Here is a 14,020-nt window from a genome sequence, read left to right on the forward strand (position 1 = left end):
GCTATGGAAAACCCTATTGTATGCATCCCGCTTGCGAAGCTCCACCTACATGATGGTAAATCCGTGATATTCTGCTGGTGGCTGCTGTTTTTTCGTACAATTCAACTGTGAGATGTAATATTCATGACCGATGACGCTGCTCGTAGTCGCCAAGGAGTGTTTTTTGCGATCGCTGCTTATACCATGTGGGGCGTTGCACCTGTTTATTTTAAATGGCTTGAGTCTGTCCCGGCGCTAGAAATACTCAGCCACCGAATTATTTGGTCGTTTATTCTGGTGCTAGCTCTTATTATGGTATTAGGTCGCGCTGGCCGCTTAAAACCCGTGCTGCAGAACAAAAAGCAAATGCTACGCCTAGCGCTAGCGACCTGCCTGCTGGGCGGCAATTGGTTTTTGTTTATTTGGGCAATTAACAACGATCATATTCTTGACGCCAGCTTAGGGTATTACATTAACCCGCTGTTAAATGTGGCGATTGGCATGGCATTCTTTGGTGAACGCATGCGCAATATGCAGCTTGTTGCAATTGCGCTTGCCGTAACAGGCGTGCTTATTCAGGTAATTTCGTTCGGCTCGGTACCTTGGGTAGCATTAGCGCTGGCCTGCAGCTTCGCAATTTATGGTGCTATTCGTAAACGCTTGCCGATTGATTCAATGACTGGCTTGTGGCTAGAAACCTTGATTTTATTACCCGCGGTACTGGTTTACATGGTGTTTTTCGCAAGCTCAAGTGCGGCAGATATGACCCAGAACACGTGGCAAATTAATACCCTGCTCGTTGCCGCTGGCGTCGTCACCACCGCGCCATTGCTCTGCTTCACCGCTGCCGCCCAACGCATTCGATATTCAACGCTTGGTTTTTTCCAATACATTGGCCCGTCATTAATGTTTATTCTGGCGGTGTGGGTTTATGGCGAACCACTGGCCACTGATAAACTTGTCACTTTTGGTATTATTTGGCTAGCGTTGGCCATTTACAGCTTAGACACGCTGCTATTTCAGCAGCGTTCTAAGCGTGCGTAAGCAACCACCAACCATTTGCTGCCCACATCGTCGAAATTAATTTGTATACGACTTTGTGGGCCAGTGCCTTCGTAGTTCAACACCGTGCCTTCGCCAAATTTAGTGTGGCGCACACGTTGCCCCAAGCTGTAGCCGGTTTCTTCAAAGGCTTGATGGCTAGCGCCGCTATGAAAACGCCCTAATGCCGGCGAATGGTGTTTGGTTGTGGCTTGCAAACGCACATGGTTGAGCATTTCGGGCGGCATTTCCCCCACAAAACGGCTGATGCGGTTAATACGTTCTTGGCCATAAATACGGCGCTGCTCGGCATAGGTAATCACTAACTTTTGCATGGCGCGCGTCATGCCGACATAACACAAGCGGCGCTCTTCTTCTAAGCGGCCACTTTCCCCCAACGACATTTGTGATGGGAATAAACCTTCTTCTACGCCCACCATAAACACCAATGGAAACTCGAGGCCCTTGGCACTGTGCAAGGTCATCAGTTGCACCGCGTCTTGGTGCGCATCGGCTTGCTCTTCGCCAGACTCAAGCGCAGCATGAGCCAAGAAGGCATTTAACGGGGTCATGTCATCTTCAATCACATCATCTAAGGTATTGAAGTTGTCACAGGCGTTTACCAGCTCTTTTAAGTTTTCTACCCGTGTTTCAGCTTTCTCGCCTTTTTCTGATTCATACATGGCCATTAAACCAGAGCTTTTTATCACGGTGTCAGCTTGGCGCCCAAGTGGGTAGTCGGCGGTTTCATCTTCAAGCTGATCAATTAAATCTAAAAAGGCTTTTACGGCGTTGCCGGCACGACCTGACAGCACTTTTTCGTGCACCAACTGCTTCGCAGCTTCCCACATGGGTAGGCCACGTTCGCGAGCACCACTGCGAATAATATCTAGGGTACGGTCACCGATGCCGCGGGTGGGGGTGTTGATGACACGCTCAAGTGCGGCGTCGTCATTGCGGCTCGCCAACAAGCGCAGATAACCTAGTGCGTCTTTCACTTCTTGACGATCAAAAAAGCGCAACCCGCCATAAATACGATAGGGTATGCGCGCATGCAGCAAGGCTTCTTCTAGCACCCGCGATTGCGCGTTACTGCGATATAAAATGGCGACATCTTGCAGCGCATTGCCATGTTCATTCCACTGTTCTATGCGCCCAGCAATGTACCGCGCTTCGTCCATTTCATTGAACGCTGCGTAAAGATCAATAGGCTCGCCTGAAGCGCCTTCGGTCCAGAGCTCTTTACCTAAGCGCCCGTCATTGTTGGCAATAACTTCATTGGCGGCAGTCAAAATATTATTGGTTGAACGGTAATTCTGCTCTAATCGAATGGTGAGCACATTCGGAAAATCGCGCAAAAACTGGTGAATATTCTCAACCTTTGCACCACGCCAGCCATAAATAGATTGGTCGTCATCGCCCACAATAGTCACATAATTATTGTGCTCGGTTTCTTGCCCCACACCGGAGAGCAGTTTAATCCATGCATATTGAATGGTATTGGTGTCTTGAAATTCGTCCACCAAAATATGTCGAAAACGGCGTTGATAATGCTCGCGCACGTGACGATTCTCGCGCAGTAATTCTTGTGCTCGCAACAGCAACTCAGCGAAATCAACAAGCCCCGCGCGATCACAGGCAACTTGGTAGGCGTCATAAATTTCTTTGAATGTTCGCTCATTAATGTCGTAGCCGTCTAAGTGATGCGGCCGCAGGCCTTCATCTTTTTTGGCATTAATAAACCACTGTGCTTGCTTAGGCGGCCAACGCTTTTCATCTAGGTTTAGACTTTTAATGGTGCGCTTAATCAAGCGCTGTTGGTCGTCACTATCAAGAATTTGAAAGTTCTGCGGCAATCCAACATCCATATAATGCGCGCGTAATAAACGGTGGGCCAATCCGTGAAAGGTGCCCATCCACATGGCCCGCACCGAACTACCTAACAGCTGCTCAACGCGCCCACGCATTTCAGCCGCGGCTTTATTGGTAAAAGTTACCGCCATAATGCTATGCGGTGACAAACCGCGCTCTTGAATAAGCCACGCAATACGATGTACCAGCACCCGTGTTTTACCACTGCCAGCGCCAGCAAGCACCAACATATGGCGCTCATCTGCACCAACGGCTTCGCGCTGTTTGTCATTCAATGGGGCAAGTAAAGGATGCTCATGCATGGAAAGTCACCAAAAATTCAAAATTGCAGTGTAGTGGCTGAATACTGTATATGCAACCAGTTGTCATGTGGTTTTCAATAGAAATTGTGCGAGTTTTGCTAAGTCATGATAGGCCAATGTCGGCAATACCTGTAAGTGCTCAGCTCGCCCCAAGCCACCGGTAAACCAAGCGCTTTGCCAACCAACTCGGTGGGCACCTAAAACATCAGCGCTGGGACTGTCTCCCACATGCAACCAATTGTATGGCGCAAGCTGTGGCTGCATGGCTGAGGCAGCTTGAAACATATCCGCAAATGGCTTGCCGCGAAGGCTATCTGAGGGCTGCAGCACGCCTTGAAAATAATCACCAAGGCCAATGGCGTCTACATTCACGTTGCCATTGCTCAGTGCGTACAGCGGATAACGCTCAGCAAGTGCGGCAAGCTGCTGATGTACCGCAGGCGCAATATCAACCGCATTACGATGGCTCATAAAGTGAGCAAATGCCGCGTCGGCACCAGCTCGAGCTTCGTCGGCACCAATACCAAAAGATTGCAAGCCAGCCGCCAACGCTCGTAACCGCAATTGCGTCATGTTACTTGCCAAATCGGGTTCACGGCGCATCAGGGCCATGCGGTGTGCCGACCAGTCAGCAGCCTGCCAGGTTGCAGTTTGAGGAAATTCTCGCACCACAAAATCGCGCACCGCCTGTTCGGCTCGCTGCATAACAGGTACATTGTCGTAAAGCGTGTCATCAAGATCAAAGCTTAGCGCTTGAACCGGCATGAGGCGTCGATAAAACTGCATGTTAAGCCTTTATTTTTTCTTCCTGGCGCGCGGATGGGCGCCATCATATACCTTGGCAAGGTGCTGAAAGTCTAAGTGGGTATATACCTGCGTGGTACTCAAGTTAGCATGCCCAAGTAGTTCTTGCACTGCGCGTAAATCACCGCTCGATTCTAACATATGTGAAGCAAACGAGTGACGCAGTTTATGGGGGTGTAAGTTGCCTTTGAGCCCTTGTTGCTGCCCCCAGAAGTTCAAGCGTACTTGCACGGTACGAGGATTAATACGCTGTTGGCGTTGCGATATGAATAATGCCACTTCGTCTAGTTTGCTGCCCAACCACTGGGCACGCACGGGTAACCAGCGCTCGAGCGCTTCGGCTGCGCAACGACCATAGGGCACAATACGCGTTTTATTGCCTTTACCAAGCACGCGAAGCTCGCGGTGGCGACTATGAATGGCATCGATGTCTAAAGCAACCAATTCGGCCAAGCGCAAACCACTGCCATAAAGTAATTCCATCATCGCAGCATCACGTATGGCGAGCGGATCATCTTGGGGCAACTGCAACAGTTGACTAATGCTATCCACATCGAGGTTTTTCGGAAGCCGTTTGGCGGCGCGCGGAGCTTTGAGTTGTGCGGCAGGGTTGTCGAGCAACCACTGGTCGCGCATTAAATAATTACAGAAGGTGCGCCATGCGGCTAAACGCAGTGCTAGCGATGCATCACCCAAACCACGCCGGCGCCAGCTAATAAATAAGCGTTCAAGCACGGGCAACGTGAGTTGTTCTGGCGCTGTGACCTGAGTGCCGGCTAGTTCGACAAGGTCGTCTGCTAAAATGGCGCCATAACTGCGCAAAGTGTGCTCGGCGAGCCCGCGCTCGCCGGCTAAGTGATCAAGAAAGCGTTGCCTTAGCGCATCAAGCGTCATCGCTCTGGGCCTGATAACTTGCCTGATGAGCAAGCAGCGGAGGCAAAATCTTGGTCAGTAGTGCTTGCAACTGACGCACTAATAAAGTGTCCATTGCCGGCTCAAAATGCCCAGCGTCATGGTTGCCTATGGCCAACATACCCAACTCGCCTTTGTCGCCCAATAAAATCAACGCCACTGAAGCAATGGGCTCGTTCGGGAAGAGTAATTTCTTTTCATCTTCCGTTAACCGGCCCAAGTACACATTGGCTGACTGAAAACGCTTGCTTAATAGTTTTTTGTGCGTGTCGGCGGCAAAGGTAAACTGCTCGTCTAACTCAATTGGGCTATCAAAAAACTTCAATGACAACGCTGGCATATTCAGTTGCGTTGAAAACGTTTCTTGTAGCGCGTCCATCACTTCAGCTAAATGGTTGCAGGCCAGTAGCGCCACATACAAATCACTGTAAGCACGAAAGAGCTCTTCGTTGCGGCGTGCGGTGACCATTAAGTCGGTAATTTCTTCTTCAAGCTGCATAATGCGTTGGCGCAATACTTGCTGCTGACGCTCAACTAGCGACACTGCGCCGCGTTCTTGATGACGCAAACTCAGTTGCTTAAGTAACTGCGGATGATGCTCAAAAAAGTCTGGGTTCTCGGCCAAATACTGCGCTATTAGCGTGTCATCAACCACTGGGTTCGGTATTGCTTTAACGTCCGTCGTCATAATTTTAGGTATCCATCATATACATGCTCAGCAGGGCCGGTCATACGTACTTGTTGGCCTGGCTGCCAGCGAATACTCAGTTGCCCACCCGGTAATTCAACCGTGACCTGTTCATCTAACTTGCCTTGGCGCATGCCAATAACTGCAGCAGCACACGCGCCGCTTCCACACGCTTGGGTTTCACCCACTCCGCGTTCATACACCCGTAACTTCACATGCTGGCGATCAACCACTTGCATAAAACCGACATTGACGCCTTCAGGAAAACGCTCATGCGTGGCGATAGCTTGACCGAGCGAAGCAACCGGTGCGGTATCGATATTATCGACTTCAATCACACAATGCGGGTTGCCAATACCCATCACCCCACACAGAATAGTTTGGTCTTGCTCGCGCAGAATATAGGTCAGCTCTTCTTTGTTGGCCTTAAAAGGCACCTCGCTGGGGTTAAACTGCGGCTGCCCCATTTCAACCGTAATACGCCCATCGCGCTCATGGTGCAAGACCATTTTGCCGGCTTTGGTGCTCACCCGCAGATGATTGCGATTGCTCAAACCTTTTAGTTTCACAAACAAAGCAAAGCAGCGTGCGCCGTTGCCACATTGCGCTACTTCGCTGCCATCGGCATTAAAAATACGATAATGAAAGTCTAAATCAGGGTCATATGGCGGCTCAACTAACAACAGTTGGTCGAAGCCAATGCCACGGTGGCGATCTGCCCAGTGCCGAATTTGCTCAGGGTTCACATAAATATTCTGGGTTACCCCGTCAATCACCATGAAGTCATTGCCGAGCCCATGCATTTTGGCAAAATTCATTCAGGCGTCTCCAACAGGTATTCACCTTTCCATAAGTCTTCTAAGCGTTCACGCTCACGTATGAGTTGAACTTGCCCACCATTGACCATTACTTCAGCAGCCCGTGGACGCGTGTTGTAATTTGAGCTCATGGTAAAACCATAGGCGCCAGCGTTCATCACTGCCAGCCGATCACCTTCTTGCGCCGATAAATGTCGCGCATGCCCCAAAAAATCACCGGTTTCACATACCGGCCCTACCACATCAACAATAGCCGTGTCGGCATCGCACTGACGCACCGGAATAATGTCATGATAGGCTTGGTACAGAGCAGGACGCATCAAGTCATTCATTGCTGCATCAACCAATACAAAATTTTTATCCTCGCCCGATTTTAAATACTCTACCGTGGTAATTAACGCGCCCGCGTTTCCAACGATGGCACGGCCTGGTTCCAATAACAGAGTGAGGTTGCCAAGCTTTTCTGCACGCTCTAAAAGTGACTGCAAGTAAACACTCACATCGGGCGTGCGCTCCTGCTGATAGGGAATTCCCATACCACCACCCATATCAAGATGAGTAATCTGAATCCCTTCTTCACGCAGCTCATGAATCAGGTTCAGCATAATGTCGGCGGCATCTAGAAAGGGTTCGAGCGTTAAAATTTGTGAACCAATATGGCAATCTAACCCTTGTAAATTGATGTTCGGTAGCGCCATTGCACGCCGTGCCACGGCACGCGCATCCTGCATCGCAATACCAAATTTATTGGCTTTTAGGCCGGTTGAAATATACGGGTGAGTTTGCGCATCAACATCTGGATTGACCCGCAACGATACTGGTGCCATAACACCATGCGTTTCGGCAACCTGGTTCAAACGCTCAAGCTCAGCAGCCGACTCTACATTGAAACAATAAATACCTTGCTCAAGCGCATAAGCCATTTCTTCTTGGCTTTTGGCTACGCCAGAAAACACCACGTCTTTGGCTTTACCACCGGCCGCGAGCACCCGCGCCAGTTCGCCGCCAGAAACAATGTCAAACCCAGCGCCTAAGCGGGCTAATAAATTCAAAACAGCTAAGTTACTGTTCGCTTTTACGGCATAGCACAGCTTGTGCGGTGCAGGCCAATACGCCGCGAAACGCTGCCAGTTCGCGGTGATCTGTGTTTGCGAATACACGTACAGCGGTGTGCCGTAGGTATCGCTTAGCTCATTTATATTGCATTGTTCGGCGTGCAGTATGCCATTTACATAGTCAAAACTCATGCCTGTTCAGCCTGCTCAGCGGGTTGATTCTGCTCTGGTGGTGGGGGCAATTCTAACGGCCCTTTTTGTCCACACGCGGCGATAAAACCGAGCGTTCCTGCTACAATGATCAGACGCATTACTTTCAAGTTAAACATCGGTAAACTGTACCTAATTATTACGGTTAAAATTGTTGTTGTGTCTATCATCGCATTGAGACGCGCAAATGTCATTATCAGGAGTTGACATGCAAGAGCACGAATACCACGAATTAGCTGAATCAACCATACTAGCCATTGAAGAAGCAGTTGAAGCCTGCGGCGTTGATATTGATTGTGAGTCAGGTGGCGACATTTTGGAATTAACCTTTCCAAACAACACAAAAATGGTCATCAACAAGCAGCCGCCATTGCACCAGTTATGGGTAGCTACCAAGTTTAATGGGCATCATTTTGAGTGGCGCGATGGCCAATGGATTGATAATCGCACCGGCAGTGAGCTGTGGAGTTTGCTAAGCGAAGCCGCAAGCAAGCAAGCCGAAACCCCTATTTCTCTATCACCTGCGGATTCATAGGCCCTGTACATGAGTAAAACACTGACTATTGCCACCCGTAAAAGCTTACTCGCCATGTGGCAAGCAGAACACATTAAAGCCCGACTAGAGCAGTTACACCCTGAGCTCAACGTTGAATTGCTGCCGATGAGCACCAAAGGCGATGTTATTTTGGACACGCCACTGGCCAAAATTGGCGGCAAAGGTTTGTTCGTCAAAGAACTCGAAGTTGCCATGTTAGAAGGCCAAGCTGATTTAGCTGTGCATTCGATGAAAGATTTGCCGGTTGAATTTCCAGAAGGCCTAGAGCTATTTGGAATTTGCGAACGCGAAGACCCACGCGACGCCTTTGTGTCAAATAACTACGCGCAATTATCAGAATTGCCAGAAGGGGCTATTGTCGGCACCTGCAGCTTACGTCGCAAATGCCAAATCTTAGCTAACTTTCCGCACTTAGTAGTGCATGACCTACGCGGGAACGTACAAACCCGTTTGCGCAAGCTCGACGAAGGCCAGTTTGACGCCATTATTTTGGCCGCTTCTGGGCTAATTCGCCTAGAGCTAACCAACCGTATTAAACAACGTATTCCAGCTGAGCTGTGCCTTCCGGCCAATGGTCAAGGCGTGCTGGGTATTGAGTGCCGTAGCGACGACGAAGCCACCAAAGCACTTTTAGCGCCATTAACCTGTGCCGATACGCGCAGTTGCGTACTGGCTGAACGCGCTATGAATCGTCGTTTGCAAGGCGGTTGTCAAGTTCCTATTGGTGCCTACGCAGAGTTACACGGCGACCAAATTCATTTGCGCGGCTTAGTTGGCCGCCCTGACGGCAGTGAAATTGTTGAGGGCGACATTAAAGGGCACCGCGATCACGCCGAAGCATTGGGTACAGAACTTGCGGAATACTTACTCGCCCGCGGCGCCGGTAAAATTTTAAAAGACGTGTACGCGGAGAATGATTTGCAGTCATGATGCATAAATTGCTGTTGTTGCGACCGGATGACCAAGCTGGCTCATTAGTGAGCATGTTGCAACAACGTGCCGCTTTGATGGGCATGCAAGCCGAGTGTTTGGTGCACAGTATGGTCAACATTTGTGGTTATGACGACCCCAATCACAGTTTGCGGAATATTCTTTCGCAAACCTGGCACGGCGGTTTAATGGTTAGTGTCAATGCCGCCAATTACTTTGCACAACAGGCACAGGCTTGGGCTCCCGAGTGCAAAATGCCTGTGGCGCGTTGGTTTGCGGTGGGGCCAACCAGTGCAAAGGCCATAGCTCAGGTTGTTCAGCGGCCTGTTACTTGCCCATGGCGCAAACATAACAGCGATGCATTGCTGCAATTGCCCGAGTTACAAGATGTTGCTCATCAACAGTGGTTGCTAGTTCGTGGCCGTGGCGGTCGCGAACTTGCGGCAGACACTTTGCGTGCTCGCGGTGCCCATGTCACGTATTTAGAAGTTTACCAGCGAGTGCCCAACAAAGTGAGCGCAGCGACCATTGAACAATGGCAAGAACAGGTTCACGGCATTGTTGTAAGCAGTGCCGAACAGTTAGGTTATTTTCTTGCGGCGTTACCTCAGCACGCGCTACATTGGCTAGCACAGTGTTATTGGGTGCTTGCTAGCGAACGACTTGCACAGCTTATACCCGTCGCCATGCGGCAACGCGTTGTTATTGCCGATAGTGCCACGCCATTTGCGCTTGCCGATGCTTGGCAAACGCTAATAAAAAAGGAAGATTTATGAGTGAGTCCACGTCTAACGAATTAGAACAACAAGAGTCATCGACACCGGTTGCTGATAACGACGATAAAACGACTAGTTCGGTACCCTCTGTGAAAGCAAATAAGTCAAAATCAAACAGCTTCGTACCTTGGCTTATTGTACTCATTCTTCTGCTGATCATTGCTGCCGCAGCTTGGTTTGGCTACCGTCATTTATTACCAATGCATACGCAACACCAACAAGCTCTTGAAACCTTGCGTAACGAGCAAACTGCAACTCAAACCGAACTAGAACAGTTAAAAAAAGCGCTTGAAAGCACAGTAGGCAAAGTTAACAAGCAGCTTGAACAGGCGCTAAGCGCACAAGAGCAGCAAGTGCGTCAGCAGTTGCAAACGCAACAATCGCAACTTGCCGATTATCGATTGGCAGTAGAGTCGGTGCAGGCTGAGCTGGCTAACTTGGATATGTCACAGGAGTCCAATTGGCGCATTTTTGAAGCTTATGAACTGACTGGCCGGGCGGCAACAAAGCTGTGGATAGAACAAGACCCACAAGCTAGCTTAGCATTTTTGCGGTTGGCCCAGTCACACTTAGTTGCGTTAAATAACCCCGCGCATATGGCCGCGCGCCAAGCGTTAGCAAACGATATATCAGCTCTTGAGAACCTACCCGAAGCACAAGTTAATGACGTGAGCTTGACTTTAGGAGCACTACGCGACCGCATTAGCCGCAGTACTTGGTACCAACAACTTGCCATGACGGATGTGGAACAAACGCCGTCAGAAGACGACTCATGGCTGGCCAACCTAAAGCGCAGCGCCAATACCTTGATGCAACAATTTGTCAGAGTACAACGTCGTGACACGCCAGTTGAACCCTTGATTGCTGACGCTTATTTTGATGCGGTGCAACAACGTCTATTGCTGCAACTTCAGTTGGCGCAACAAGCTGCTATGCAAGGTGAGCAAACGCTTTACGAGACCACGCTTGATGAAGCAATCAGCCAATTACAAGTGCTTGACGGGCAAATAACAGATACTGGCATTACTGAAATTGTGAAGCAGCTTACTGAGTTATCGCGAGTAACACTGCGCCCAGATTATCCAACCCAATTAGAAGCAACAAGCCAGCTTGAGCGTCTCGTTCGCCAACAAAACGTAGGAGGTTAATAGTATGAAAACCGCACTCGTTATTGTTGTACTGCTGGTGGTTGGCTTATTGGTGGGGCCGTTGTGGTCAGGCAACACTGGCTACGTTTTGCTATCTATAGGCCAATGGACCGTTGAAACTAGCGTTGTCGCAGCGCTTATTCTACTGGTTATTGCCATACTTATTCTGCGGGTCGTTTTTGCCTTTATCGCGCGCCTTGTGCGTGGCACAAAATGGGGTATGCGCTGGTTTGGCGAGCGCCGTCAACAAAAAGCTGAAGCGGCCTTTCACGAGGCTTTGGTGGCATTGAATGACGGTGATTATGCTGGTAGTTCGCGCGCGGCAAATCGAGCCTGGCAGCTACGCAAGCAGCCGAACGATGCTCTGCTCGCGGCTTATTCTGCACAGCACATTGGCGACCTTAAACAAGCACGCGAATGGCTAACCCATAGTGGTAAAACCGCTGACTTAGCGGTTTCTGAAATGCTTTATGCTTTGCGCGACAATCCAGACTCTATCTCGTCGCGCTTAACCGATTTGAAAGCCCTTCTACGCGATTATCCGCGCCATCCTGAGCTTATTCGTGCGGCCATTATGGGGTATCAACGGGTACATCGTTATGATGACCTTGTTGCTTTATTACCTATTGCGCGCGAACTAAAACTGTTTAGTGAAACTCAGTATGAATCAATTGAGGAAGAAACTTATTACGCTTTAATGTTAGCAGCAGGCCGCCAAGGGGCGACAAAACTGCAAGACTACTGGCAAAGCCTACGCCGCGATGAACGCCGTGATGCCGTCATTCGTCGGGCATACTTACGCGCTTTGGTTACCTTTGATCAAACCAAAGCAGCCGATAAAGTTGCAGCTCGCGCACTGAAGCGTGGCGAATTAGACATCGCTGACCTGCTGCAAAATAATTTGTTAGTTGCAGGCCCTGAATTACGCGACATAGTACAAGAGGGCTTAAAGAAAAAAGCTGACGACTCATTCTTGCTACAAGCTATGGGCCAAATGGCATTAACCACCAAAGATTATGCTTTGGCGCAACGCGCTCTGCGCCGCGCCTCAGAGTTAGCCCCGTCGCAACGGGTATGGTTGGATTTAGCAATGACCTACGATGCTCTTGGTGATACGACCAATGCATTGCAGTGTTACCGTGAAGCAATGCGGGCTTAACGAGCCCGCATTGCTGATTCAGGTAAGCAGCTACTTACTGGCGAATACCTTCGATAGACAAGAAGATTTCAACTGTTTCAGAGGCTGGGCCTAAGTCATAATCCATACCAAATTCAGCTGGCGTAAGGGTCACTGCGCCTTCAAAGCCGCGACGGAAACCGCCCCAAGGGTCTTGTCCTGAGCCAATTTCTTTCACATCAATAGCGATTTCTTTGGTCGTACCGTGCAGGGTAAAATTACCTTTAAGTACGCCAGTGCCGTCGCCATTTGGAGCATAGCTGGTTGAAACAAACTTGGCTTGCGGATATTTTTCAACATTAAAAAAGTCATCGCTACGCAAGTGTTTATCACGCTCTGCGTGGTTACTATCTAAACTTGCTACATCAATAGTGACATTAACTTTTGCCGCACTTGGGTTGGCTTCGTCATAGCTAAATGTACCTTCGAAGTCGTTGAACTGACCAAGCAACCAGCTATAACCTAAGTGGCTAATTTTGAATTGCACAAAAGCGTGAGCATCTTTGGTATCAATGACATAATCAGCCGCCTGAACTTGGCTTGCACCCAGTAATGAAGTGCTGATCAATGTTGCTAAAACTAATTTTTTCATGGTAAATCTCCTTAAGTAAATCGTGTGACGTTAATCGTTAATGTGCTTACTGACTAACATACGTTTCAAAGTGTCGTCTCGGTTTATAAAGTGATGCTTAAGCGCTGCTAAAGCGTGCCCTGCGGCTACAATAACGAGCGCCAACGCCGCGTACCAATGCACCAGACCTGCTAGGTCTTCTTGATTGGGGATGCCGGTAATAAGCGCTGGTACTTCAAACCAGTCAAATACCGAAATACCCCGACCATCGGCCGTTGAAATTAAGTAACCACTAATCATGGTCACAAATAGCAATGCATAAATAATCCCATGTCCCAACTTGGCACCAAGCTGCTCCCAACGCGCGCCTAATGGTTGAGGGGAAACGGTGTAAAACTTCCATATCGAGCGTACTAATGTAATCACTAATAAGCTGATGCCTATGGACTTATGCCACCATGGACCTAGCCGATACCATGGATCGTAATAGCTTAATGTAAGCATCCAATAGCCAAGTGCAAACAACCCGATGACGAGTAGTGCGCTAACCCAATGAATTGCTATAGCTAGCCAACCGTAGCTGGCTGTTGAGTTTTTGATCATGGCGTGCTCTCAATGGTGGTCATTGAGTTTAGTTTAGCGGATTTTTGAATTAGTAATATCGAGTAGTTTAGATAAATACGCTCGAAAAAATCGAATACTTGAAGCGCAAAAGGGATATTAACTAAGAGCAAAAGCGATATTAGCTGTTGGATATTAGATATTAGTGGGGCGGAGGGCGTGACCAACAGCGCAGCATACGAACAGCGCAGCGTACGAACCAGGCTTCAGAAACGAAAAAACCCCGAGCGTTAGCTCGGGGTCTCATCGTTATTAAAAGCCTGGCGGTGTCCTACTCTCACATGGGAACTCCCACACTACCATCGGCGCTGAAGCGTTTCACTGCTGAGTTCGGAATGGATCAGGTGGTTCCACTTCGCTATGGCCGCCAGGCATAAACTGTTAAACAATATGAAGGCTGATTGCTTTGTATAAGGTAATGATGACCACTCTACATGATTGGAGCATCGCTCCCCGGTCTGTAACGCCGGGCTACGTCTGACGTAGCATCCATTTTAATAAAAGCTCGAACTTGCGTCCCCGGCGTCAAACGCCGGGCTACATTAGCCCTAAACACTTTC

Annotated in this window: 15 protein-coding genes and 1 rRNA gene; 6 read left to right on the plus strand and 10 right to left on the minus strand. The window is 49.2% G+C overall.

Annotated elements, in window-relative coordinates:
• Window positions 1-123 precede the first annotated feature (123 nt).
• Window positions 124-1,023, plus strand: coding sequence for an EamA family transporter RarD (gene rarD, locus ASC40_RS07210; RefSeq protein WP_055439114.1), 900 nt, complete (start codon window positions 124-126; stop codon window positions 1,021-1,023).
• On the opposite strand, the gene uvrD is transcribed toward rarD, so the two are convergent.
• From uvrD to lptM, 7 genes are all read right to left on the minus strand, one after another.
• Complete coding sequence (uvrD, locus tag ASC40_RS07215; RefSeq protein WP_055439115.1) at window positions 999-3,194, minus strand: DNA helicase II; 2,196 nt, start codon at window positions 3,192-3,194, stop codon at window positions 999-1,001. The genes rarD and uvrD overlap by 25 nt on opposite strands.
• Window positions 3,195-3,257: 63 nt before the next feature.
• Window positions 3,258-3,980 (minus strand): HAD-IA family hydrolase, encoded by a 723-nt coding sequence (locus ASC40_RS07220; RefSeq protein ID WP_055439116.1) that lies wholly within the window; start codon window positions 3,978-3,980, stop codon window positions 3,258-3,260.
• 9 nt (window positions 3,981-3,989) lie between these two features.
• Window positions 3,990-4,892, minus strand: a complete 903-nt coding sequence (locus ASC40_RS07225) for a tyrosine recombinase XerC (RefSeq protein ID WP_055439117.1) — start codon at window positions 4,890-4,892, stop codon at window positions 3,990-3,992.
• The gene (locus ASC40_RS07230) at window positions 4,882-5,598 is read right to left on the minus strand and encodes a DUF484 family protein (RefSeq protein WP_055439118.1); all 717 of its coding nucleotides are present in this window, start codon (window positions 5,596-5,598) and stop codon (window positions 4,882-4,884) included. The genes ASC40_RS07225 and ASC40_RS07230 overlap by 11 nt, the downstream gene beginning before the upstream one ends.
• Window positions 5,595-6,416, minus strand: coding sequence for a diaminopimelate epimerase (dapF, locus tag ASC40_RS07235; RefSeq protein WP_055439119.1), 822 nt, complete (start codon window positions 6,414-6,416; stop codon window positions 5,595-5,597). Before dapF ends, ASC40_RS07230 begins: the two co-directional genes overlap by 4 nt.
• On the minus strand, window positions 6,413-7,663 hold the full coding sequence (lysA, locus tag ASC40_RS07240; protein WP_055439120.1) for a diaminopimelate decarboxylase: 1,251 nt from the start codon (window positions 7,661-7,663) through the stop codon (window positions 6,413-6,415). The genes dapF and lysA overlap by 4 nt, the downstream gene beginning before the upstream one ends.
• Window positions 7,660-7,875 carry an LPS translocon maturation chaperone LptM gene (gene lptM, locus ASC40_RS12095; RefSeq protein ID WP_082432493.1) on the minus strand — a complete coding sequence of 72 codons (216 nt, stop codon included), beginning with the start codon at window positions 7,873-7,875 and terminating at the stop codon, window positions 7,660-7,662. Before lptM ends, lysA begins: the two co-directional genes overlap by 4 nt.
• Window positions 7,876-7,889: 14 nt before the next feature.
• Here lptM and cyaY point away from each other — a divergent pair, with 14 nt between their 5' ends.
• The 5 genes from cyaY to ASC40_RS07265 are packed head-to-tail and all read left to right on the plus strand — an operon-like array spanning window position 7,890 to window position 12,250.
• The gene (gene cyaY, locus ASC40_RS07245; RefSeq protein WP_055439121.1) at window positions 7,890-8,216 is read left to right on the plus strand and encodes an iron donor protein CyaY; all 327 of its coding nucleotides are present in this window, start codon (window positions 7,890-7,892) and stop codon (window positions 8,214-8,216) included.
• 9 nt (window positions 8,217-8,225) lie between these two features.
• A complete protein-coding gene (gene hemC, locus ASC40_RS07250) occupies window positions 8,226-9,167 on the plus strand; it encodes a hydroxymethylbilane synthase (protein ID WP_055439122.1) in 942 nt (313 codons plus the stop codon).
• Window positions 9,164-9,943: a uroporphyrinogen-III synthase gene (locus ASC40_RS07255; protein ID WP_055439123.1), complete on the plus strand. Its 780-nt coding sequence runs from the start codon at window positions 9,164-9,166 to the stop codon at window positions 9,941-9,943. The genes hemC and ASC40_RS07255 overlap by 4 nt, the downstream gene beginning before the upstream one ends.
• A complete protein-coding gene (locus ASC40_RS07260) occupies window positions 9,940-11,091 on the plus strand; it encodes a uroporphyrinogen-III C-methyltransferase (protein ID WP_055439124.1) in 1,152 nt (383 codons plus the stop codon). The genes ASC40_RS07255 and ASC40_RS07260 overlap by 4 nt, the downstream gene beginning before the upstream one ends.
• 4 nt (window positions 11,092-11,095) lie before the next feature.
• Window positions 11,096-12,250 (plus strand): heme biosynthesis HemY N-terminal domain-containing protein, encoded by a 1,155-nt coding sequence (locus tag ASC40_RS07265; protein ID WP_055439125.1) that lies wholly within the window; start codon window positions 11,096-11,098, stop codon window positions 12,248-12,250.
• Window positions 12,251-12,284: 34 nt separating this feature from the next.
• Here ASC40_RS07265 and ASC40_RS07270 read toward each other — a convergent pair whose 3' ends face one another.
• From ASC40_RS07270 to rrf, 3 genes are all read right to left on the minus strand, one after another.
• On the minus strand, window positions 12,285-12,860 hold the full coding sequence (locus ASC40_RS07270; protein ID WP_055439126.1) for a YceI family protein: 576 nt from the start codon (window positions 12,858-12,860) through the stop codon (window positions 12,285-12,287).
• 30 nt (window positions 12,861-12,890) lie between these two features.
• Window positions 12,891-13,442, minus strand: coding sequence for a cytochrome b (locus ASC40_RS07275; protein WP_055439127.1), 552 nt, complete (start codon window positions 13,440-13,442; stop codon window positions 12,891-12,893).
• A gap of 276 nt (window positions 13,443-13,718) precedes the next feature.
• A 5S ribosomal RNA gene (gene rrf / locus ASC40_RS07280) occupies window positions 13,719-13,832 on the minus strand.
• Window positions 13,833-14,020: the final 188 nt, after the last annotated feature.

It is taken from the genome of Pseudidiomarina woesei, from assembly GCF_001418345.1.
GTDB classification, from domain to species: Bacteria; Pseudomonadota; Gammaproteobacteria; order Enterobacterales; family Alteromonadaceae; genus Pseudidiomarina; species Pseudidiomarina woesei.